Source organism: Christiangramia fulva (assembly GCF_003024155.1).
GTDB lineage: Bacteria > Bacteroidota > Bacteroidia > Flavobacteriales > Flavobacteriaceae > Christiangramia > Christiangramia fulva.
In genome coordinates, this window is the sequence record NZ_CP028136.1 from 1,454,538 (window position 1) to 1,475,594 (window position 21,057).

22 protein-coding genes are annotated in these 21,057 nt (G+C 40.5%); 18 read left to right on the top strand and 4 right to left on the bottom strand.

Features of this window, described 5'->3' with window-relative positions:
* Nucleotides 1-2: 2 nt before the first annotated feature.
* Nucleotides 3-2,936: a VPS10 domain-containing protein gene (locus C7S20_RS06695; RefSeq protein ID WP_107011761.1), complete on the bottom strand. Its 2,934-nt coding sequence runs from the start codon at nucleotides 2,934-2,936 to the stop codon at nucleotides 3-5.
* A 117-nt stretch (nucleotides 2,937-3,053) separates the two neighbouring features.
* Here C7S20_RS06695 and C7S20_RS06700 point away from each other — a divergent pair, with 117 nt between their 5' ends.
* The 3 genes from C7S20_RS06700 (at nucleotide 3,054) to C7S20_RS06710 (ending at nucleotide 5,535) form a co-directional block, all read left to right on the top strand.
* Nucleotides 3,054-4,346 (top strand): aminopeptidase P family protein, encoded by a 1,293-nt coding sequence (locus C7S20_RS06700; RefSeq protein WP_107011762.1) that lies wholly within the window; start codon nucleotides 3,054-3,056, stop codon nucleotides 4,344-4,346.
* 94 nt (nucleotides 4,347-4,440) lie between these two features.
* Nucleotides 4,441-5,211, top strand: coding sequence for an alpha/beta hydrolase (locus C7S20_RS06705; RefSeq protein WP_107011763.1), 771 nt, complete (start codon nucleotides 4,441-4,443; stop codon nucleotides 5,209-5,211).
* 72 nt (nucleotides 5,212-5,283) lie between these two features.
* Nucleotides 5,284-5,535 carry a hypothetical protein gene (locus C7S20_RS06710; RefSeq protein ID WP_107011764.1) on the top strand — a complete coding sequence of 84 codons (252 nt, stop codon included), beginning with the start codon at nucleotides 5,284-5,286 and terminating at the stop codon, nucleotides 5,533-5,535.
* Here the strand turns inward: C7S20_RS06710 and thiL are convergent.
* Nucleotides 5,532-6,587, bottom strand: a complete 1,056-nt coding sequence (thiL, locus tag C7S20_RS06715) for a thiamine-phosphate kinase (protein WP_107011765.1) — start codon at nucleotides 6,585-6,587, stop codon at nucleotides 5,532-5,534. The two genes, C7S20_RS06710 and thiL, sit on opposite strands and share 4 nt — an antisense overlap.
* 205 nt (nucleotides 6,588-6,792) lie before the next feature.
* On the opposite strand from thiL, the gene C7S20_RS06720 reads away from it, so the two are divergent.
* The 15 genes from C7S20_RS06720 (at nucleotide 6,793) to C7S20_RS06790 (ending at nucleotide 17,932) form a co-directional block, all read left to right on the top strand.
* Nucleotides 6,793-7,122 (top strand): HesB/IscA family protein, encoded by a 330-nt coding sequence (locus C7S20_RS06720; protein WP_107011766.1) that lies wholly within the window; start codon nucleotides 6,793-6,795, stop codon nucleotides 7,120-7,122.
* A gap of 32 nt (nucleotides 7,123-7,154) precedes the next feature.
* Complete coding sequence (locus C7S20_RS06725) at nucleotides 7,155-7,532, top strand: four helix bundle protein (protein WP_107011767.1); 378 nt, start codon at nucleotides 7,155-7,157, stop codon at nucleotides 7,530-7,532.
* A gap of 39 nt (nucleotides 7,533-7,571) precedes the next feature.
* On the top strand, nucleotides 7,572-9,017 hold the full coding sequence (sufB, locus tag C7S20_RS06730) for a Fe-S cluster assembly protein SufB (RefSeq protein ID WP_107011768.1): 1,446 nt from the start codon (nucleotides 7,572-7,574) through the stop codon (nucleotides 9,015-9,017).
* A gap of 24 nt (nucleotides 9,018-9,041) precedes the next feature.
* Nucleotides 9,042-9,422 carry a hypothetical protein gene (locus C7S20_RS06735; RefSeq protein ID WP_159039889.1) on the top strand — a complete coding sequence of 127 codons (381 nt, stop codon included), beginning with the start codon at nucleotides 9,042-9,044 and terminating at the stop codon, nucleotides 9,420-9,422.
* 48 nt (nucleotides 9,423-9,470) lie between these two features.
* Nucleotides 9,471-10,223, top strand: coding sequence for a Fe-S cluster assembly ATPase SufC (gene sufC, locus C7S20_RS06740; protein WP_107011770.1), 753 nt, complete (start codon nucleotides 9,471-9,473; stop codon nucleotides 10,221-10,223).
* A 65-nt stretch (nucleotides 10,224-10,288) separates the two neighbouring features.
* A complete protein-coding gene (gene sufD, locus C7S20_RS06745) occupies nucleotides 10,289-11,602 on the top strand; it encodes a Fe-S cluster assembly protein SufD (RefSeq protein ID WP_107011771.1) in 1,314 nt (437 codons plus the stop codon).
* Between the two features lie 24 nt (nucleotides 11,603-11,626).
* A complete protein-coding gene (locus C7S20_RS06750) occupies nucleotides 11,627-12,865 on the top strand; it encodes an aminotransferase class V-fold PLP-dependent enzyme (RefSeq protein WP_107011772.1) in 1,239 nt (412 codons plus the stop codon).
* A gap of 80 nt (nucleotides 12,866-12,945) precedes the next feature.
* Nucleotides 12,946-13,128, top strand: a complete 183-nt coding sequence (locus C7S20_RS06755) for a hypothetical protein (RefSeq protein WP_107011773.1) — start codon at nucleotides 12,946-12,948, stop codon at nucleotides 13,126-13,128.
* Nucleotides 13,116-13,412: a type II toxin-antitoxin system RelE/ParE family toxin gene (locus C7S20_RS06760; RefSeq protein WP_107011774.1), complete on the top strand. Its 297-nt coding sequence runs from the start codon at nucleotides 13,116-13,118 to the stop codon at nucleotides 13,410-13,412. The genes C7S20_RS06755 and C7S20_RS06760 overlap by 13 nt, the downstream gene beginning before the upstream one ends.
* Nucleotides 13,413-13,566: 154 nt before the next feature.
* Entirely contained in the window at nucleotides 13,567-13,989 is a 423-nt protein-coding gene (locus tag C7S20_RS06765) for a SufE family protein (RefSeq protein WP_107011775.1), read from the top strand.
* A gap of 7 nt (nucleotides 13,990-13,996) precedes the next feature.
* Nucleotides 13,997-14,320, top strand: coding sequence for an SUF system Fe-S cluster assembly protein (locus tag C7S20_RS06770; RefSeq protein ID WP_107014122.1), 324 nt, complete (start codon nucleotides 13,997-13,999; stop codon nucleotides 14,318-14,320).
* Nucleotides 14,321-14,329: 9 nt separating this feature from the next.
* Nucleotides 14,330-14,848 carry a DUF2480 family protein gene (locus C7S20_RS06775; RefSeq protein WP_107011776.1) on the top strand — a complete coding sequence of 173 codons (519 nt, stop codon included), beginning with the start codon at nucleotides 14,330-14,332 and terminating at the stop codon, nucleotides 14,846-14,848.
* Nucleotides 14,845-15,744, top strand: coding sequence for a DUF3078 domain-containing protein (locus tag C7S20_RS06780; protein ID WP_107011777.1), 900 nt, complete (start codon nucleotides 14,845-14,847; stop codon nucleotides 15,742-15,744). Before C7S20_RS06775 ends, C7S20_RS06780 begins: the two co-directional genes overlap by 4 nt.
* 145 nt (nucleotides 15,745-15,889) lie before the next feature.
* Entirely contained in the window at nucleotides 15,890-17,113 is a 1,224-nt protein-coding gene (gene hflX, locus C7S20_RS06785) for a GTPase HflX (RefSeq protein WP_107011778.1), read from the top strand.
* A gap of 63 nt (nucleotides 17,114-17,176) precedes the next feature.
* Nucleotides 17,177-17,932, top strand: a complete 756-nt coding sequence (locus C7S20_RS06790; RefSeq protein WP_341476517.1) for a hypothetical protein — start codon at nucleotides 17,177-17,179, stop codon at nucleotides 17,930-17,932.
* Here the strand turns inward: C7S20_RS06790 and C7S20_RS06795 are convergent.
* Nucleotides 17,929-18,735, bottom strand: a complete 807-nt coding sequence (locus C7S20_RS06795) for an SDR family oxidoreductase (protein WP_107011779.1) — start codon at nucleotides 18,733-18,735, stop codon at nucleotides 17,929-17,931. The two genes, C7S20_RS06790 and C7S20_RS06795, sit on opposite strands and share 4 nt — an antisense overlap.
* Before the next feature lies 1 nt (nucleotide 18,736).
* On the bottom strand, nucleotides 18,737-21,055 hold the full coding sequence (locus C7S20_RS06800) for a M28 family peptidase (RefSeq protein ID WP_107011780.1): 2,319 nt from the start codon (nucleotides 21,053-21,055) through the stop codon (nucleotides 18,737-18,739).
* Nucleotides 21,056-21,057: the final 2 nt, after the last annotated feature.

Sequence of the window (21,057 nt, forward strand, 5' to 3'; positions counted from 1 at the left end):
TTTTAAAATTCTTCAAACTCCATTTCCGGTTCTCCGGGAACAGAAATAGCCTCACGGCTTCTTTCGCCCTGGCCTCCATCGACTTCAAATTTGGTCTCTGCTGTTTTGCCGTTGAGTTCCAGTTTGATGGTATATTTTCCTTTTGGGATATAATATTTTTCGTTGGATGCCTTTTTCATATCAAGTTTTTCATCCTCTTTTTCAAGCTTTTTCGCGGCATCTTCAGTGATTGTGAGATCATAGTCGGTAGTATTAAAACCTATGTCACTCTTCACTTCCAGATGTTGAACTTCAATACCTGATTCAGAAACAACAGAGATTTTTGCAGTTCCGCCCTTTGCAGTATAAAAGGTTATGGGCAGCTTTGGTGTGTAAGGATCCATCCATTTGCTATAGGAGTTTCCCCAGCGGCTGGAGAACCTTATTTCTTCCGGCGAGGAGACAGTGAGGGCATTTTTCATCTCGTCTTTGTTCATGTTTGAAACCGGAGCAATATCTGCAATATAGATCGATCTTCCGTGAGTTCCCACCACAAGATCTTTAGCTCTTTTCTGAATTCTCAGGTCATGAACAGGAACATTGGGAATTCCGGCATCGAATGCCTGCCAGCTTTCGCCACGATCAAGAGAAACATATAGTCCGTTATCTGTACCCAGATAAAGCACCTTTTCGTTGTTCGGATCTTCGCGGATCACGTTCACAGGTGATAATGGCAAATTTGAACTAATATCTTTCCAGCTATTTCCGTCATCTTCGGAAACATATACATAAGGTTTAAAATCATCATAACGATATCCGTTCAGCGTCACATAAACCCTGTCTTTTTTGTGTTCTGAAGCGATCACACGGGAAATCCAAAGATCTTTGGGTAAATTCTGATTGATTGGCGTCCAGGTTCCGCCGCCGTCTTTTGTTCTATAGATCAAGCCATCGTCACTTCCGGTATAGATCAATCCGAAATGGAATTGTGATTCGCTGATGGTGGTCAATGTTCCGTAAGGCACATCACCTTCCCGGCCTCCCTGGGTAAGATCTTCTGAGATCACCTGCCAGTTCTCGCCCTGGTCCATGCTTCTTAGTAGTTTGTTGGCGCCCATGTATAGAATATCCTGGTTGTGTGGTGAAAGCAAAATTGGTGTCTGCCAGTTAAAACGGTATGGTCGATCACCTAATTCATGTTTGGGCTGGATATAAGTCTGCTCCCCGGTTTTTCTATTAAGTCTGAAATAATTTCCGAACTGAAACCCGGTGTAAACAATATCTGGGTTACGATTGTCAACTTCAACCTGCATCCCGTCACCGCCCATGATAGACTTGAAATTATACTCGCCGGTAGCTGTCCAGGCCGGACCTTCTTCATTGGTATGAGGTCCTACCCACACACCATTATCCTGAAGTCCGCCATAGACGCGATAGGGTTTTTCATCATCTACATTTACGCTGTAAAACTGGCCTACCGCAGGAGAATTGTTCTTTTGCCAGTTTTCTCCATCATCGTAAGAAATATTGATCCCACCGTCATTACCATCGATAAGATGGCCAGATTTTTTTGGATCTATCCATAAAGCATGATGGTCTGAATGTACATTTTCAGCATCTATGGAAGTAAAGGTTTTTCCGCCGTCTTTAGATTTCACGATTGGAACCCCGTAGATATAGATCGCGTCTGGATTATTCGGATCTACGTGGATCATCCCGAAATAATAACCGTAGCTGTAATATAGGTCGTCCAGATAATCATCGTGGGTTTTGTTCCAGGTTTTTCCGCCGTCGGTACTTTTATAAACCTGTGCACCAATCACAGGGGTGTCAAACAGGTTTGCATTCGCATCTTCCAGATAAAGAGCGAGATCAGAAGGTTTTATCTCATTGGAACGAACCATTTCCTTAACTTTTTCCGCGGAATATTTCTTCGGAAAATCATTAGTCCGCAAAAAGCTTTCAAGCTCTTCATTTTCAAGTTTCAGAAAAGCTGAAGTTTTCATCTTCTGGAAATCTTCTTTCTGAAGTCCTTTTTTCTCTTCTTCTTTTTCTTCTTTTTTCTCGCGGTGATTCTGGTTGTCTACGATGGCATAAAGCGTATTGGTATCATACACCGCAAGACCTATTCTTCCCACGCCATCCCCGGTAGGAAATCCCGAATTTTTATCGGAAACCAGTTTCCAGGTATCGCCTGCATCGGTACTTTTATAGATTCCACTACCATTTCCACTTTCCCTGAAATTCCATGCTTTCCGGTCTTTGTCCCAGGCGGCAGCGTATAATTCATTAAAATTATCGGGATTTGCAGCCATATCGATAATCCCCGTATGTTCGTCTATAAACAGCTTTTTGCTCCAGGTTTTTCCTCCATTGCTGGTTTTATAAATTCCTCTTTCAGTATTTCCCGAATAAAGATGTCCAGCAACGCCAACCACGACTTCATAAGGATTTTTCGGGTTGATCAAAATCCGGCTAATGTGATGCGAATCTGGTAAGCCCATGAATTGCCAGGTTTTACCATTATCTTCAGTTTTAAGCAAACCCATTCCCGCATACGAAGAACGAGAGGCGTTCACCTCGCCGGTTCCCACCCAGATAGTTCCGTTTTTCCAGTCTACGGCCACATCGCCTATATTCAGCATTGGCGCATTGTCCATCACCGGGGTGAAACTGGTGCCGTTATTATTGGTATACCAAAGTCCGCCGGTGGCATAAGCGACGTAAAACTCGGTGGGATCATCGGGATTTACCGCAAAATCGGTTACCCTGCCACTCATGACACTCGGACCGATATTTTTAAGTGGAAGATTTTTAACTATTGAATTTTGGGCAAGCTGTTCCTTTTTTTGCAAGGCATCCTGCAGGTCTTTAGCCGAAGTAGGTTTTTGTTGTGAAAAAGGGAATGCTGAATTTAAAAGTAAAAATAAACTTAGAGAGATGTTTTTTCTTTTCATGATCTGATTAATGTCCGCTAAAAATACTAAAAGCTCTCAATACCTGAAATTTTAAATCGCTTTAATAGCTTTTGCGACTTATTCCCTTTAATTTTGAAGAAATCGAAACAAAAACTTATGAAATACGATAAAATCGACTCAAAATTGTTCGTTAAAAACCGGCGAAATTTCATGGAACAGATGAAACCAAAAAGCCTTGCGGTTTTTAATTCAAACGATATTTATCCTATTGGTGCCGACAGCACCATGCCTTTTGAACAAAACCGCGATTTGTTTTACCTGAGTGGCGTTGACCAGGAAGAGAGCATACTCGTGCTTTTTCCCGATGCTCCGGAAGAAAAGCATCGTGAGATCCTTTTTTTAACCGAAACCAATGAGCATATCGCCGTTTGGGAAGGGGAGAAACTTACCAAAGATGCGGCCTACGAAACCAGCGGCATCAAAACAGTATACTGGATGAAAGATTTTGAAAAGATCTTTTTCGAGGTGATGACGCAATGTGATACGGTTTATTTTAATACCAACGAACATTATCGTGCGGCGCATAAAACCGAAACAAGGGATGCCCGTTTTATAAAATGGTGCAAGGAAAAATATCCGGCTCACCAGGTCGCCAAGGCAAATCCGATTCTTCAGAGATTAAGGTCGGTTAAAGATCCTATCGAGCTTGAATTGATGCAAAAAGCCTGTAATATTACCGAAAAAGCCTTCCGCAGAACCCTTAAATTCGTGAAGCCGGGAGTTTGGGAATACGAGATCGAAGCCGAATACTACCATGAAATGATCAGGAACCGATCCCGGGGATTCGCTTATACGCCAATTATCGCCAGCGGAAAAAATGCCTGCGTTTTACATTATATTCAGAATAATCAGCAATGTAAGGACGGAGAGCTTATTCTTCTTGATACCGGTGCTGAATATGCAAATTATTCCAGTGACCTTACCAGAACCATTCCGGTGAACGGGAGGTATACCGATCGTCAGAAAAAAGTTTATAATGCGGTAAACAAGGTAAAAAAAGAGGCTACCAAACTCCTTGTTCCCGGAACTATGTGGAAAGAATATCATGTGGAGGTTGGAAAAATGATGACTTCAGAATTGCTGGATTTAGGACTTCTTGACAAAGCCGATGTTCAAAATGAAGATCCTGACTGGCCTGCTTATAAAAAATACTTTATGCATGGAACTTCTCACCATATTGGCCTTGATACTCATGACTACGGAATTTTGACCGAGCCGATGAAAGCAAATCAGGTTTTTACCGTGGAGCCCGGAATTTATATTCCTGAGGAAGGTTTTGGAATACGGCTGGAAGACGATGTGGTGATTCAGGAAAAAGGTGAGCCTTTCAATTTGATGAGAAATATTCCTATTGAGGCAGAAGAGATCGAGGAGATCATGAATTCCTGATCCTTTCTTTCTTAAAGAAAATTTAAACTATAAAATTTGCCACCTGTTCCTGAATTTTTATTCTTTAAACAGGTGGCTTTTATTTTTTTAGCTTATGACGATAGATTTTGAAGGAGCGAAGATCAATTTCAGCAGTGAGGGAGAGGGGAATCCACTGGTTTTACTTCATGGCTTTTTGGAAGACATCCGCATCTGGAACGACCTGGCGAAGGAATTAAAAAAGGAGCGGCAGGTTATTTGCATCGATTTACCCGGCCATGGGAAATCAGAAGGATTTTCAGATGTTCATACCATGGCCGAAATGGCAAATGCCGTAAAAAAAGTTCTTGATGAAATTGAAGTTGAGAACATTAGCATTGCTGGTCATAGTATGGGAGGTTATGTGAGTTTGGAATTTCTGAATAATTTTCCTAAGATGGTAAAGAGCATTATGCTGATAAATTCAACACCTGTTGATGACTCTGTGGAAAAAAAGAAGGCCCGGGAAAAAGCCGTGGAATTGGTGAGTAAAAATAAAAAAGCCTATATAAATATGGCAATTCCGAATCTTTTTAGCAGGGAGAGCAAAGTAAAGTTTTGTCCTGAAATAGAAGATTTGAAAAACCGGGCGATGAAGATGGAAGTAAAAAATATTCAGGCGGCTTTACGCGGAATGAAAATTCGTACAAATCATAAATCGCTCCTGAGATCGGCGTCCATTCAAAAGGCCATTGTGGCAGGAGAAGAAGATCCAATATTGGATTTCAATGAGTTAAAATCAATTGCCGAAGAATGCGATTGTAATTTTTATGCCACCGAAAATGGACATAATTCGTATATAGAAGATGCTTATAATTTAAGAAAAAATATGCATTTCATCGATTAATTAACGCTTTTTGTCGAACCATTAACTTTTTTTTATATTTTAGGAATCTAGTAATCAGAAAATTAACCTTATATGAAAAAATCAACCCCTACCTTATTTTCATTGGCAAAGGTTCATTGCAGTATTTTTGGCCACAAACTTAAAGTATCGAAGAACATAACCAATCACGTGCACGAATACCGGTGTGCGAAGTGTGGGATGGAAATGACCGATACTGCCGATGGTTTCCTGGCCAGGTTGACACCAAAATTCAAGGAAACTAACGATTATCTTGCAAAGATCCATCAAAGACGGAAACGACGTCTTTATGCGAAAGCTTCTTAATTGTCTTTTTCTTTCATTGAATTCCAGCCCCTTGCGATCAGCGGTAATTTCTGATTTGCCCTGGTAATTAAATGCATGCCTTCTTTTTCTTCAGTTACATGCCCGATTACCGTGAGGTTTGGGTTTCCTTTTATCTTATCGAAATCTTTTTGATCTATAGTGAAAAGCAGTTCATAATCTTCTCCGCCACTTAGAGCAATAGTCGTACTGTCAATTTCAAATTCTTCACAAACCGAAATAACCGCCGGGTCAAGAGGGATTTTTTCTTCAAAAAGATTCATTCCTGTTTTCGAACTTTTACCCAGGTGAATTATCTCTGAAGAAAGTCCGTCGCTAATATCGATCATTGAGGTTGGTTTCACCTCCAGAGCTTTTAACAAAGGCGGAATATCTTTTCTTGCTTCAGGTTTCAGTTGTCTTTCGATAATATAAGTGTATTGATCAAGATCGGGCTGGGCATTTGGATTGGCTTTAAAAACCTCTTTTTCGCGTTCCAGAACCTGAAGTCCCATGTATGCCGCGCCAATATCGCCGGTGAGAACCAATAGGTCATTAGGTTTGGCACCACTGCGGTAGGCAATTTCTTCCTTTTCAGCATAACCTACGGCGGTAACGCTGATCATAAGTCCCGAGGTCGATGAGGTAGTATCGCCGCCTATCATATCCACATTATAGATCTTACAGGCAAGCTGGATTCCCGCGTACAGTTCTTCCAGGGCCTCTACCGGAAAACGATTGGAAACAGCTATGGAAACAGTTACATGGCTGGCAGTCCCGTTCATCGCGTAGATATCCGATAAATTGACCATCACCGCCTTGTAGCCCAGATGTTTCAGGGGCATATAAGAAAGGTCAAAATGCACGCCTTCCAAAAGAAGATCGGTACTAATAAGTGTCTCTTTTCCTTCAAAATTAAGCACTGCGGCATCATCTCCTCCGGCTTTTACTGTGGACTCCAGTTTCGGACTGAAATTTTTGGTAAGGTGGTCAATGAGACCAAATTCACCTAATTCTGAAAGGTTTGTCCTGCTTTCGTGACTATTCTCAAACATAACAACTGAATTTTGGTGCAAAAATAAGCATATAAAATACAAAGAGGCGCATTAGGCGGAAAGCTTTAAGAAATTGATTTTTCGGGGGTAAAAATTCTATTGAAGACTTCTATGAATCAATTCTTAAAACATATGCAAGCTCTATGGTAAAACGCATGCTTTGTAGTATATTTGTCCCCTAATTTAGAATTAATCTTTGTAAACGATGATTAGAGTTAGCGAAGAAGCTAAAAAGAAAATTTCGGCCCTGATGACCGAAGAGGGATTTAGCCCGACAGCCGACTATGTTCGGGTGGGGGTGAAGAGTGGAGGATGCTCCGGCCTTTCCTATGAATTGAAATTTGACAAGTCCCAGGCTGAGGGCGATAAAGTCTTTGAAGACAATGAAGTGAAGATCGTGGTTGATAAACGCAGCGTGCTTTATCTCGCCGGAACCATTTTAGAGTATTCCGGAGGGCTGAACGGCAAGGGTTTTGTGTTTAATAACCCGAACGCTCAAAGAACCTGCGGTTGCGGGGAGAGTTTTTCGCTTTAATTAAGCGAAAGAGGTAAGGAGTAAAGGAGGAAATGGAGCAGTATAAAACTTTTGAAGATCTGGAAGTTTATAAAAAGACTGTTTCATTCACCGTAAAGATCTTTGAATTAATAAAAATTGAAAATTTAAATAAAGAGTTCGCTTTAATAGACCAACTCAAACGAGCGACTCTTTCAATTTCAAATAATATAGCTGAGGGTTTTGAAAGGGAATCAGATAAAGATTATGTTAGATTTCTTTATTTCTCGAAAGCTTCAGCAGGTGAAGTTAGAAATATTTTGAACGTGATGTATGAAGTGAAGATTCTGTCTTATGATTCATATTCAGAATTGAAATCTGAAATAATTGAAATTTCAAAACAACTTTCTAACTACATCAAATTCATTAAGAAAAGGAGTTCGATTAATTAACTTTTTGACTCTTTAACTTATTAACTGAATTTAAGAGACATGGCATATACTGAAGACGATTTAAAGAAAGAGCTCGAGACCAAAGAGTATGAGTACGGATTTTATACTGATATAGAATCTGATACTTTTCCTGTTGGTTTAAACGAAGATATCGTTCGGGCGATTTCAAAGAAAAAGGACGAACCGGAATGGATGACGGAATGGAGACTGGAAGCTTACCGCGCCTGGGAAGATATGATTGAACCCGAATGGGCCAATGTGAAATATCCAAAACCTGATTTTCAGAATATTTCTTATTATTCGGCGCCTAATAAAAAGCCGAAATATGATAGTTTGGATGAGGTAGATCCGGAATTGCTGGATACCTTCAAAAAACTGGGTATTTCAATAGATGAGCAGAAAAAGCTTGCCGGGGTGGCGGTTGATGTGGTGATGGATTCGGTTTCTGTGACCACTACTTTCAAGAAAACACTCGCCGAAAAAGGGATAATTTTCTGTTCGATCTCAGAAGCGATCCAGAAACATCCCGAACTGGTTAAAAAATATATCGGCTCTGTGGTTCCAAAAAAGGATAATTTTTATGCAGCCTTGAACTCAGCGGTATTTAGTGACGGATCTTTCTGTTATATTCCCAAAGGCGTGCGCTGCCCGATGGAACTTTCCACCTATTTCCGTATAAATCAGGCAGGAACCGGACAATTCGAAAGAACGCTGGTTATTGCCGAGCCCGGAAGTTATGTAAGTTATTTAGAGGGTTGTACAGCCCCAACGCGTGATGAAAATCAATTACATGCTGCCGTGGTGGAACTAATCGCTCTTGATGACGCTGAAATAAAATACAGTACCGTTCAAAACTGGTATCCCGGAAGTAAAGAAGGAAAAGGCGGGGTTTACAATTTCGTTACCAAACGCGGACTTTGCGAAAAGAACGCTAAAATTTCCTGGACTCAGGTCGAGACCGGATCTGCAGTTACCTGGAAGTATCCAAGCTGTGTGCTGAAAGGAGACAATTCGGTAGGAGAATTTTATTCTATTGCCGTAACCAATAATTTTCAGCAGGCTGATACCGGAACTAAGATGATCCACCTTGGCAAAAACACGAAAAGTACCATAATTTCCAAGGGTATTTCTGCTGGAAAATCGCAAAATTCCTATCGCGGACTGGTACAAATCCATCCCCGTGCTCACAATGCCCGAAATTTTTCGCAGTGTGATTCATTGCTGATGGGCAATAAATGTGGAGCGCATACTTTCCCATATATCGAGGTAAAAAATAAGAGCGCGCAGGTAGAGCACGAAGCAACTACCAGTAAGATCGGGGAAGACCAGATCTTTTACTGTAACCAGAGGGGAATCGATACCGAAAAGGCTATCGCTTTAATTGTGAACGGGTTCAGCCGCGAGGTACTGAATAAATTACCGATGGAATTTGCGGTGGAAGCTCAGAAGTTACTTGAGATTTCACTGGAAGGATCGGTAGGATAATCATTGAAAATCTGTAAAATTTTCATGAAGAAGTTATTTGCAATTTTGTTATTGAGTTTGATGATCCTGGGCTGTGAGAACAGCGATCGGAAGGATTTGCTAACTCAGCCTGAAACCGTCAAAGTTCCTGATAGTATTCAGATTCTAAGCGGCCAATTTGTTTTTGGAAAAGATGCCGCCATGCTGCGAGGAAAAGATTTTATATACGGGGTAAAAATTGACTCTATGTCAAAAGACCTGGCTGCGAAAGTAGCTCCATTTAAATCGGATGATTTTGAAATGATCCCCGTCACAATCAAGGCGAAGTTACTTCCGGATGCGCAGCAAAATGGGTTGCCTCAGATAATTGAAATTCGGCAAATAATAGAAACGCCAAAGCAGGAAAACGATACCATCAAAAAATAATATCAAAACAGGAATTTTCGCTTTTGCGAATTCAGAATAGATAGAAACATGCTAAAAATAAAGAATTTACACGCCAATATTGAAGGCAAAGAAATCTTAAAGGGAATTGATCTTGAAATCAATGCGGGGGAGGTGCACGCGATCATGGGACCTAACGGCTCTGGTAAAAGTACTTTATCATCGGTGATAGCGGGTCGTGAAGAATATGAAATGACCGAAGGAGAGATTATTTTCGAAGGAGAAGATCTAAGCGAGCTTGATCCGGAAGAAAGATCCCACAGGGGAATTTTCCTCTCTTTTCAATATCCCGTGGAGATCCCGGGAGTTTCAGTGACCAATTTCATGAAAACTGCGATTAATGCTCAACGCAAGGCTCATGGAAAAGAAGATATGCCGGCGAATGAAATGCTTAAGCTGATCAAAGAGAAATCAGAAATGCTGGAAATTGATCGCAAATTTCTTTCCCGTTCTATAAATGAAGGTTTTTCAGGAGGAGAAAAGAAGAGAAATGAAATTTTCCAGATGGCCATGCTCGATCCTAAACTTTCTATACTTGATGAAACCGATTCAGGTCTTGATATTGATGCCCTGAAAGTTGTGGCTAAAGGAGTGAATAAGCTTAGAAGGGAGGACAATTCTGTGCTTTTGATCACACACTATCAGCGTTTGCTGAATTATATCGTGCCCGATGTAGTGCATGTGATGGTAGACGGAAAGATCGTAAAGTCGGGCGGAAAAGAACTCGCCTACGAACTGGAAGAAAGAGGTTACGACTGGGTGAGACAGGAAAAAGCTGTATAAATTCAAAATTTAAAATTCAAGGATCAATATTGAACTTTGAATTTTGAATTCGAAATTGACAAAAAATGGAATTAAAAGATAAACTCATATCATCATTCCTTGCTTTTGAGGAAGGTCTGGATTCAGATAATACTCTATATAATGTTAGGAACAGGGCGATCAAAGATTTTGAAGCGCTCGGTTTTCCCAATCGAAAGGAGGAAGACTGGAAATATACTTCCCTCAATCCGGTGTTAAAACAGGATTATAGTGTATTTCCTAAAAAGGAAGATGCCATAGATTACAGGGATATCAAGAAATATTTTATTCACGATATCGATACTTATGACCTGGTTTTTGTTGACGGGATCTATTCTTCACATCTTTCGCAAACCACTCATGACAAAATTGATGTTTGTTTGATGTCTTCGGCTTTAAATAAGGATAAATACCGCCCGGTGATCGAGAATTATTTTAGCAAAGTTGCTCCTAAAACCGGTTTAAATTCTTTGAATACCGCTTTCGCCAGGGAAGGAGCCTTTATTCATATTCATAAAAACAGGCAGGCAAATAAACCCATTCAGATCATTAATTTTTCTACGGGCAATGAACCATCGCTTTTATTGCAGCCACGAAATCTGATCGTTGTTGATGAAAACTCCCAGGTTCAGGTCATTGAAAGACATCAGAGCCTCACCGATCATCCGGTTCTGACAAATTCAGTAACCGAAATTTTTGCTGAAAAAAGGGCGATCGTTGATTATTATAAGATTCAGAATGACAAATCTTCGGCTTCGCTGATCGATAATACTTTTATTGAACAGAAGGATGAAAGCAATGTTTCAGTGCATACTTTCTCTTTCGGAGGAAAACTGACCAGAAATAATCTGCAGTTTTTCCAAAAAGGAGAACGAATTAATTCGATTTTGAAAGGAGTGACGATCATTGAAGATAAGCAACATGTAGATCACAACACGCTTGTTCATCATATCGAGCCGAACTGCGAAAGCCATCAGGATTATAAGGGGATTTACGGTGATCGTTCCACCGGCGTTTTCAATGGAAGGGTGATCGTTGAGAAGGAAGCCCAGAAAACCAACGCCTACCAGTCTAATAACAACATTCTGGCTGATGATAAAGCAACGATAAATTCCAAACCTCAGTTGGAGATCTTTGCCGATGATGTGCGTTGCAGCCATGGTTGTACCATTGGTCAGCTAGACGAAGATGCATTATTTTATCTTCAATCCAGAGGGATTCCAAGGAAAGAGGCACGCGGACTGTTAATGTACGCATTTGCCAATAATGTGCTGGAAAGTGTAAAAATTCCTGAAGTTAAAAAACGTATCAATAAACTGATCGCTACCAAACTGGAAGTAGATCTTGGTTTTAATCTGTAATCAAAAATCTTAAAATTTAAAGGGATGGATCAGCAAACTCAAGCGACGAAATTTGAGGTTGAAAAAATCCGCCGGGATTTTCCTATTCTTAACCGCAAGGTGAATGGGTATCCTCTGGTGTATTTCGATAATGCTGCGACTTCCCAGACGCCCAGGCAGGTCATCGATACCATTGTTGATTATTATTCTAATTATAACGCTAATATCCACCGTGGCGTTCACGCGCTTTCGCAGGAAGCAACCGATAAATATGAGCAGGCACGGCAGAAAGTTCAGAAGCATTTCAATGCGGTGAAATCTTACGAGATCATATTTACTTCGGGAACCACTCACGGCATTAATCTTGTTGCCAGCGGATTTGCTGCCGAATTACAAAAAGGAGATGAGATTCTTGTTTCGGCGATGGAGCATCATTCCAATATTGTTCCATGGCAGATGCTTGCCCAAAAGACCGGTGCTATCCTGAAGGTGATTCCGATGGATGAAAAAGGAGAACTCATTTTTTCAGAATTTGAAAAGCTGGTCAGCTCCAAAACCAAACTGATATTTGTAAACCACGTATCAAATGCTTTGGGAACAGTAAACCCGGTAAAAGAAATCATTTCGCTGGCTCATGAAAATGGCGCTGCGGTTTTGGTTGACGGAGCCCAGGCGGCACCTCACATTAAAGCTGATGTGCAGGATCTGGATGCCGATTTCTATGTAGCATCAGCTCATAAAATGTGCGGTCCTACGGGAGTTGGGATGCTGTACGGAAAAGAAAAATGGCTCAATAAACTTCCTCCTTATCAGGGTGGCGGGGAAATGATTGCCACCGTGACTTTTGAAAAGACCACTTATGCCGATCTTCCTCATAAATTTGAGGCTGGAACACCTAATATTTGCGGAGGCATCGCTTTTGGAGCTGCCATAGATTATATGGAAAAAATTGGTTTTGATACGATTGCTGCTTACGAACATGAACTGCTTGAATATGCTACCATAAAGTTGAAGGAGATCGACGGCATGAAGATCTATGGCGAGGCCGCAGAGAAAACAGCCGTAATTTCGTTTAATATTGAGGGACTTCATCCATACGATATCGGTACCTTACTCGACAAAATGGGAATTGCCGTAAGAACCGGCCATCATTGTGCGCAGCCGGTAATGGATTTCTTTAAAATTCCCGGTACCGTTCGGGCTTCTTTTGCTTTTTACAATACTTTCGAAGAGATAGACCGTTTTGTGGAAGGTGTAAAAAAGGCGAAAATGATGCTTCAGTAAGTCTAACTTATTTGCAAGCTTAAAAATACTTAATGGTAACGACATAAAATAGTATCTTAGGTATAAAAAATCAGGAAGTTATGTTGACCAAAGAAGTTCTAAAAAAACATATCGAAAGCTTTCCGGAGGAATTTTCAATTGATCAGCTTGTAGAGCGTTTGATTATTATTGAGAAAATTAATAATGCAAACAAACAATCTGAGGGCGGAGAGGTAATTTCAGAAACCGATTTAAATAAAGCAGTAGAACAATGGTTCAAATAAATTGGACCATCCAGGCAAAAAATGATCTTCAGAATATTGCCGAATATATTTCAAAAGATTCAAAAAAATACGCAAAACTTCAGGTTTTAAAAATTATCAGTCGCACCCAAACTTTAAAATCCCAGATATATTCAGGAAAAGTTGTAGAAGAAATAGATCAACAAAATATTAGGGAAGTAATTGAAGGTAACTATAGAATAATTTATAAAGTGGTTAATCCTGAAAGGTTGGATATTTTAACGGTGCACCATTCTGCTCGTGATCTTTTAAGAAGAACTATCTGACACCTGTCTTTCTGGGGTTCTTATTAGGGGCCATATTATTAATTATCAAGCGTGATAAAAACTATCTTTTTCCCATTGAAAACGGTTATCTTATCATTTAGAGAAAATGTTGAATAGCAGTACTTCTTATTGTACTTTTGCATAAAATTAGGCTATGACAATTCAGGAAAAACAACAGGAGGTAATAGACGAGTTTTCCATGTTTGACGACTGGATGCAGCGTTATGAATATATGATCGAACTGGGGAAATCCCTTCCTCTTATTGACGAGAAATATAAAGTAGATGAAAACCTGATCAAGGGCTGCCAGAGCAAAGTTTGGGTACATGCCGAACTTGAGGGGGATAAACTGGTTTTTACGGCCGATAGCGACGCGATCATCACCAAGGGAATTGTGGCAATTCTCATTCGTGTATTTTCGAATCAGCACCCTTCTGAAATTATCGAAGCCGATACGAAGTTTATCGATGAGATCGGGTTAAAAGAGCATTTATCGCCTACCCGTGCTAACGGTCTGGTAAGCATGATCAAACAATTAAAGATGTATGCTGTGGCATACCAAACACAATTGAACTAAAATGGAAATGGAACAGGAAATAAACACCCAGGAATTAGGAGAAAAGATCGTAAATGTTCTGAAAACCATTTACGATCCTGAGATTCCGGTAGACATATATGAACTGGGACTCATTTATGACGTGATGGTAAGTACAGATTACGATGTAAAAATATTAATGACCCTGACCACACCTAACTGTCCGGTTGCGGAATCGCTGCCTCAGGAAGTGGAAGAAAAAGTGAAATCTCTCGATTCGGTTAACGATTGTGAAGTGGAGATCACCTTTGATCCGCCATGGAGCCAGGATTTAATGAGTGAAGGAGCAAAGCTGGAACTCGGACTTCTTTAAAACTTTTCCATGGCAGACGAGATTATTAATAAGGTTGCCGAAAGCAAACTGGTTACTTTCAATCTGGAAGATTATTATCCGGCAGGTGATCGTGTTTTGTTTGATCTGAGCGACTGGCTGCATGAAGGGTTTGTACTAAGGGAAAAAGAATTCCGCGCTGCCGCGAAAGATCATGACTGGAGCTTTTATGAAGGAAAATTTGTCGCGCTAACCTGTTCGACCGAAGCCATCGTGCCTGCCTGGGCCTATATGCTTCTTACCTCGTATCTTCAGCCTTACGCAAAAAAGGTGATCACGGGAGATCTGGAAGACCTGGAAACGATTCTTTATTCCGAAATTATCTCAAAACTCGATGTTTCTGATCTTGCCGGTAAACCGGTGATCGTGAAGGGCTGTTCCCGAAAACCCGTTCCAAAGAACGCCTATCTTTTTCTCATTGAAAAACTTCAGCCGGTGGTAAAAAGCCTTTTCTACGGCGAGGCCTGCTCTTCGGTTCCTCTTTATAAAAAACCAAAAAATAAGTTATGAAGAAATTATTACCTGCTCTGTTTATCCTTTTCAGTTTTTATAATATTAATGCGCAGGAAAAAGCAAAAGATTCGGTTCCGCCGAACGGCTGGAATACTCAGGGAAAAATCCAGCTCCTTTTTAACCAGTCGGCTTTTAATAAAGAATGGACAGGTGGGGGAACTTCAAGTGTGGCAGCGAATCTTACCTTCAATTACGATTTCAACTATAGAAAAGACGATTTTTCCTGGAATAATAAGATCCTTGCCAATTACGGAATCACTAAAGTTAAAGGAGATGAATTTGCGCGGAAGACCAGTGACCGCTTCGAATTGAATTCCATCGCCGGAAAAGAAATTCACGAATCTAATTTTTATTATTCCTGGTTTCTCAATTTCAGAACCCAAATGGGTAAAGGCTATGAATATTCTGAAGATCCTGACTCCGGACAAAGCATCCGTACCGAAACCACTCATATCTTTTCTCCGGCCTATCTTCAAACCGGACCCGGAATTATGTGGAAGAAAAGCGATGATTTGATGATAAACCTGGCGCCGGCGACCTCAAGGTTTATTTTCGTTGATGATGCCTTCACTTCTGAGCCGGGTTATGTTGACGGAGATTATTTTGGAGTAGACGCGGGAAAATCTACAAGATTTGAATTTGGAGCCTCGTTAAGCGCGCTTGCCGCATTTGATCTTTTTGAGAATGTGAGAATGGAAAACAATCTAAACCTGTATTCAAATTATCTGGATCAACCGGGAAATATTGATATCGATTACCTGATGAATCTGGAAATGGGAATCAATAAATTCCTTTCTGCAAATCTGCTTTTCCAGGCGATCTATGATGATAATGCGGTAGCGGCTTTCCAGATAAGGGAAGTATTCGGCCTGGGAATTAATTTCGGATTTTAACTTTAAGATCTTAAAATAGCCATAGTAATTTTCCTTTTTTTTAGCTTATTATAAATTATTCAAACAGAATTTATTTCAGTTAAATTTTTGTTGAAGTAATCCTGTATTTTATACAAGAGCAGACTATTCCGTACCTTTACAGCCTATGATTGAAAAAACCGATTTAACATATGAAAAGACCGTTCTGATTGGGATCGTGACCAAAGATCAGGATCAGGACAAATTGGAAGAATATCTTGATGAACTCGAATTTCTTACCTATACCGCCGGGGGTGAAGTGATCAAACGCTTTTCTCAGAAACTCGAGCGTCCCGATCCTAAAACTTTTATCGGTTCAGGTAAAATGGATCAGGTTCGCGAATTTGTGAAAGAGCATGAGATCGGAGCTGTAATTTTTGATGACGAACTTTCCCCGGCCCAGCAAAAAAATATTGAAAAGATCTTGCGATGCAAAATTCTGGACCGAACAGGTCTTATTCTTGATATTTTTGCGCAACGTGCCAAAACAAGTTATGCCAGAACTCAGGTAGAACTCGCCCAATATGAATATTTATTGCCCAGGCTAGCCGGGATGTGGACTCACTTAGAAAGACAGCGTGGTGGTATTGGAATGCGAGGACCCGGTGAAACCGAGATCGAAACCGACCGTCGTATTGTTCGCGACAAAATAGCTTTGCTGAAGAAGAAGCTGGAAACCATCGATAAGCAAATGGAAGTGCAACGCGGTAATCGCGGCCAATTAGTGCGTGTCGCCCTGGTGGGCTATACCAATGTTGGAAAATCAACATTGATGAATACCATAAGTAAAAGCGAAGTTTTTGCCGAAAACAAGCTCTTTGCAACACTTGACACCACTGTAAGAAAAGTTGTGATTAGAAATTTGCCATTTTTACTGACAGACACCGTAGGTTTTATTAGAAAACTTCCCACCCAGCTGGTAGAATCTTTTAAATCAACGCTGGATGAGGTACGCGAAGCCGATTTATTGTTGCATGTGGTTGATATTTCCCATCCGAATTTTGAAGAGCATATAAAATCGGTGAATCAAATTCTTCGGGAGATAGACAGTCTGGATAAACCCATTATTATGGTCTTTAATAAGATCGATATTTATGAGCAGGAGAAAATTGAAGAAGACGACCTGATGACCGAAAGAACCTCTGCTCATTATTCATTAAAGGAATGGAAAAAGACCTGGATGAACAAAATGGGTGATAATGTGATCTTTATTTCGGCTTTAAATAAAGAAAACCTTGAAGACTTTAGAAAGAAGGTCTACGAAGCCGTGAGAGAAATCCACATTACCCGCTTTCCCTACAATAACTTCCTTTATCCTGAATACGACAAATACGGAGAAGAGAAACAATAAGCTTAATAAAGCTTTAACTCAAAAAAGTCAGATTCTTTTTAAATTTATAAGTATCAAAAACTTATGATGATGAAGAAACTGACTTTTTTAATTGTTTTAATTTTAGGTTTTGAGCTTTCCGCTCAATCGCTGGAAGGTTCCTGGCGTCTGGTTGAACAAAATGGATTGAAGCTGGATACCGTGGAGGTGATTCGTATTTATGAAGATAATTATTTCGCCGAAAATGCTAAAAATAATACTACTGACGAATTTTTATGGGCCGAAGGCGGTGAATATCAAACCGGAGATTATAAAGAAATTATAGATTTTACCACTCGCGATAAAGATTTAGTGGGTGCAACTCTGGATCCTAAACTTACTTTTATCAATAAGGATAAAATTCAGATCAACGATGTTACCAACGACGAGATCTGGGAAAGAATTTCCGATGCTAAAAATGACCTTACCGGTAACTGGGTCATCACTGGCAGGAAAAGCGATGGAGAAATTAGCCGAAGCACTCCCGGAGATCGCAGGACCATTAAGATACTTGGCGGCGATCGCTTTCAGTGGGCGGCTTTTAATTCAAAAACCGGAGAATTCTTTGGAAGTGGCGCCGGAACCTACCAGGCAAAAGACGGGAAATACACTGAGAATATCGAGAATTTCTCCCGGGATAAAAATCGTGTCGGAGCCAAATTGCAATTCGATTATATCTTTAAAGACGGCGAATGGCATCATATAGGCAAAAGCTCAAAAGGCGATCCCATGTACGAGATATGGTCGCCCTATGCTGATGCTTATCAGAAGAAAAGTATTGCTGAGGATGACAAATATTAATGAATTGAGGTATTAAACTTAAATTTTAATTCCTTCTGAATTTTTTCTGAACTGATAATTTTTCCTTTAGAAGTCGCAGAATGATCAAATTCTGGAAGCTGAAGGTTCTTTTTTCTGGCGATAGAAGTATAATATTCTTCTTTTGAAGGATGTTCAGGGTAAACTAAATTGTAAACTGAGGTTTTTCCTTTATTTTTTAGCACACTCTGTATCGCGGCGATGCAATCATCCCTATGCACGAGGTTCACCGGGGCTTCCGGATTTTGGATCCCTTTTCTTCCCGATAAAAATTTTACCGGATGACGACCTCCGCCTATGAGTCCGCCAAATCTTAATACTGTAGTGTTCAATTTTTGGTTATTCAGAAAAAGCAATTCAGCATTATGGAGTTGAATGGCTTTGTCACTGGAGTTGTCAGTTTCAGATTCTTCCGTGTAGACCGGAAAATTTTCCGTATCGGGATACACCGAAGTTGAACTGGTATAAATGATCTTTTTCGGTGCATTGTTTTCAATATACGGAAGAAGATTCCGAATCTTCCTGACGTAATTGATCTCAGGATGACTTCGCAGACCGGGAGGGACTGAAATCACAAGGACTTCGCAACCCGATAAAAAAGACCTTAGATCACCCTGTACGCCTTTCTCGTAAAGCTTTAGCTGGTAAGGGAGAATACCGTCTTTTCGCAATTCGGCCATTTTTTCCATGCTGGTAACCGATCCCCGCACTTCATGCATTTCAGCAATTAATTTTTTGGCCAGTTCTTTCCCCAGCCATCCACATCCAAGTATTGAAATCTTCATATTATTCTATCGTCACCGTTTTTTTAAGTATGCTTGCGTCATTAAGTACAAAAGGCCGCGGAATCATATTTTTGGTCCTTTCTTCCACCTTTAGTTTTTTATTCTGAAGCAGGTCATAAGCCGATTCGTAAATGATAAATTTAGGTTTTTCTCCTTTCGGAACACTAAATTCCAGCTTAAGTGTGTCATTTCCTGAAGCAAAATAAGTGAGAATTCTTTCCTGCCAGCGCTTTTTGAACATGTGGAAAGAGTGATCTTTAAAATCAACATTTCCGGCTTCCAGATCATCTACTTTGAAATCATTGAATTTTACATCATTTATTTCATAGATATCTATTCGATTGATCTCCCTGTTGGGTGCAATTTTCATTGAATAGGATTCAACATTACCAGAATCAATTTCCTTTTTATTCAGAATAATATCCGGCTGCGGTATTGAAACAAAAGGGGCTTCTGCTTCAAAAGTGAAATTGCTGCCGTACTTGCTCTGAAAATTCATTTCCTGATTGGATTTCACTTTTGGATGTTCACCAAAGATCCTTGAGGTCCAGGCATCGATTTTATGATCGTAAGAATACCAGTGAGCGGTATGATCATCGAGATCCTGCATATAAACCAGGCTGTTGGGTTTAGGCCTTTTTTCGTTGAAATTGGCATGAAAATGAGCGATTATCAGGAGTACCGCGAAGGTAAGCAGGCTATGAATACCGAACATTTTAAGTCTCTTGAAATATCCGAAAACGGGTAAAAATAAGAGGAATAACAGGGAGATCAGGATCGCTGTTACAAAGAGCATTTTTAGTCCCAGCGCCACCGGAAGGCTACAAATAAACGGGAACAGAATAAAAATTGCCGGAAAACATAAGACAGCCATAATGATCCTGTTTGGTTTTTTAAAAAAGATCATAATGGCGAACTGTACTAAACCAAAATAAACGGGAATGATAAAATACGAAGCTCCCTTAAGATAAACCGAAATTACCCAGCATAAAACAATCCATACCAGCAGGGCAGCTGGGAAAATTCCGGCTGTGTTCTGCTTTTTTCGGAAAGCGTTATAGATCAGGAAACAAATTCCGAAGGCAAGAAAGATCACCGCGGCGATATACCAGTAGCCGTTATAGGTAAAACCATGTTCCATTTCGTTATACCGCGGATAAATGAGCAGCCAGAGCTTCCAGAAGATCCAGCCAAAAAATCCCGACAGGAGCAGGCTTAACAAAAGAGGTGGAAAACCTTTCAGAAAATCGACAAAATCAAGCCTTTCTTTTTTGATCCCATAGACCATCAGCACCAGGAAAGTGAGGATGGCCAATACCAGCATAGGCGTGATCCAGTCAAAAGAATAGGTAACCAGTAATCCGAAGGGAAGATTGAAATAAATAAGATCCCGGTCGCTGTTTAAATTTTCTAAATCGGCATCTTTGAAATAATCCAGCAGCGGCATGAGGTAGCTTCCCTGCTGGGCGAGTGTTTCCTTATCAAGATTTTCGGGTTTGTCAAGCGCGGTATGATAATCATAATGATCATCGATAAAAGCGAAATTATAGCCGTTGATATTTGACTGCTCCCTGAGTACCGTAAGATCGGTATCGTTAGGCAGCATTTTATAAATACTGTATGCCAGTGAATTCGTCACCGGAAATCGCGGATTTGCTTTCTTAAAAGCTTCTATTAATTTAGCATTTTTATCGTTGGTTTCCAGCAGCATAAATGAATTTCCGCCACTGCCTCTGGCCTCGAAATTTAGTGCCAGCGCAACGTCTTTTGCCCATGGATGATCTTTTACGAATAATTCGGCTCCATTGAGCCCAAGTTCCTCGGCATCGGTAAATAAAATGATAATATCATTTTTAAAACTGCTGTTTCGCGCAAGAAATGCCCGAATCCCTTCTAAAATTGTAGCTACTCCGCTTCCGGCATCACTGGCACCAAAAGATGAATGGGGGGCACTGTCATAATGGGTCATTAAAAGCAGTGCCTCGCCGTCTCCCGACCCTTTAAGCCGGGCAAGAATGTTGGTAGGTTTCGTAAGTATTGCGTGTTTGTTGAGTACATATCCTTCCTGGGTCTGTACCTCAAGTCCCATTTCCTGAAGCTGGTTCACAATGTAGTTTCGGACTTCGCTGTGGGCGCGGCTGCCCAGGTAATGAGGTTTTTCACCTATCGCCTGAACATGCTCAAAAGCCCGTTTTGTAGAAAACTGCGTTAAAGGGACTTTTTCATCAGGATTATTGTCAGGCTGATCAAACTGAAAACTGAGCCAGATAGCAAAAGCCAGAAGTAAAAAGGAAAGGAGGCCGGAAAATCTTCGGTTCATGT

Bases quoted from the DNA above. Each gene is read 5' to 3' on its own strand.
- C7S20_RS06710 (WP_107011764.1), top strand. From the start codon at position 5,284: ATGAAAAAATCAACCCCTACCTTATTTTCATTGGCAAAGGTTCATTGC.
- C7S20_RS06735 (WP_159039889.1), top strand. From the start codon at position 9,042: ATGAAGAAGTTATTTGCAATTTTGTTATTGAGTTTGATGATCCTGGGC.
- C7S20_RS06755 (WP_107011773.1), top strand. From the start codon at position 12,946: ATGTTGACCAAAGAAGTTCTAAAAAAACATATCGAAAGCTTTCCGGAG.
- C7S20_RS06800 (WP_107011780.1), bottom strand. From the start codon at position 21,055: ATGAACCGAAGATTTTCCGGCCTCCTTTCCTTTTTACTTCTGGCTTTT.
- C7S20_RS06795 (WP_107011779.1), bottom strand. From the start codon at position 18,735: ATGAAGATTTCAATACTTGGATGTGGATGGCTGGGGAAAGAACTGGCC.
- C7S20_RS06775 (WP_107011776.1), top strand. From the start codon at position 14,330: ATGGCAGACGAGATTATTAATAAGGTTGCCGAAAGCAAACTGGTTACT.
- hflX (WP_107011778.1), top strand. From the start codon at position 15,890: ATGATTGAAAAAACCGATTTAACATATGAAAAGACCGTTCTGATTGGG.
- C7S20_RS06780 (WP_107011777.1), top strand. From the start codon at position 14,845: ATGAAGAAATTATTACCTGCTCTGTTTATCCTTTTCAGTTTTTATAAT.
- C7S20_RS06760 (WP_107011774.1), top strand. From the start codon at position 13,116: ATGGTTCAAATAAATTGGACCATCCAGGCAAAAAATGATCTTCAGAAT.
- C7S20_RS06770 (WP_107014122.1), top strand. From the start codon at position 13,997: ATGGAACAGGAAATAAACACCCAGGAATTAGGAGAAAAGATCGTAAAT.
- C7S20_RS06705 (WP_107011763.1), top strand. From the start codon at position 4,441: ATGACGATAGATTTTGAAGGAGCGAAGATCAATTTCAGCAGTGAGGGA.
- C7S20_RS06790 (WP_341476517.1), top strand. From the start codon at position 17,177: ATGATGATGAAGAAACTGACTTTTTTAATTGTTTTAATTTTAGGTTTT.
- C7S20_RS06765 (WP_107011775.1), top strand. From the start codon at position 13,567: ATGACAATTCAGGAAAAACAACAGGAGGTAATAGACGAGTTTTCCATG.
- C7S20_RS06750 (WP_107011772.1), top strand. From the start codon at position 11,627: ATGGATCAGCAAACTCAAGCGACGAAATTTGAGGTTGAAAAAATCCGC.
- C7S20_RS06720 (WP_107011766.1), top strand. From the start codon at position 6,793: ATGATTAGAGTTAGCGAAGAAGCTAAAAAGAAAATTTCGGCCCTGATG.
- C7S20_RS06725 (WP_107011767.1), top strand. From the start codon at position 7,155: ATGGAGCAGTATAAAACTTTTGAAGATCTGGAAGTTTATAAAAAGACT.
- sufC (WP_107011770.1), top strand. From the start codon at position 9,471: ATGCTAAAAATAAAGAATTTACACGCCAATATTGAAGGCAAAGAAATC.
- C7S20_RS06700 (WP_107011762.1), top strand. From the start codon at position 3,054: ATGAAATACGATAAAATCGACTCAAAATTGTTCGTTAAAAACCGGCGA.
- sufD (WP_107011771.1), top strand. From the start codon at position 10,289: ATGGAATTAAAAGATAAACTCATATCATCATTCCTTGCTTTTGAGGAA.
- C7S20_RS06695 (WP_107011761.1), bottom strand. From the start codon at position 2,936: ATGAAAAGAAAAAACATCTCTCTAAGTTTATTTTTACTTTTAAATTCA.
- thiL (WP_107011765.1), bottom strand. From the start codon at position 6,587: ATGTTTGAGAATAGTCACGAAAGCAGGACAAACCTTTCAGAATTAGGT.
- sufB (WP_107011768.1), top strand. From the start codon at position 7,572: ATGGCATATACTGAAGACGATTTAAAGAAAGAGCTCGAGACCAAAGAG.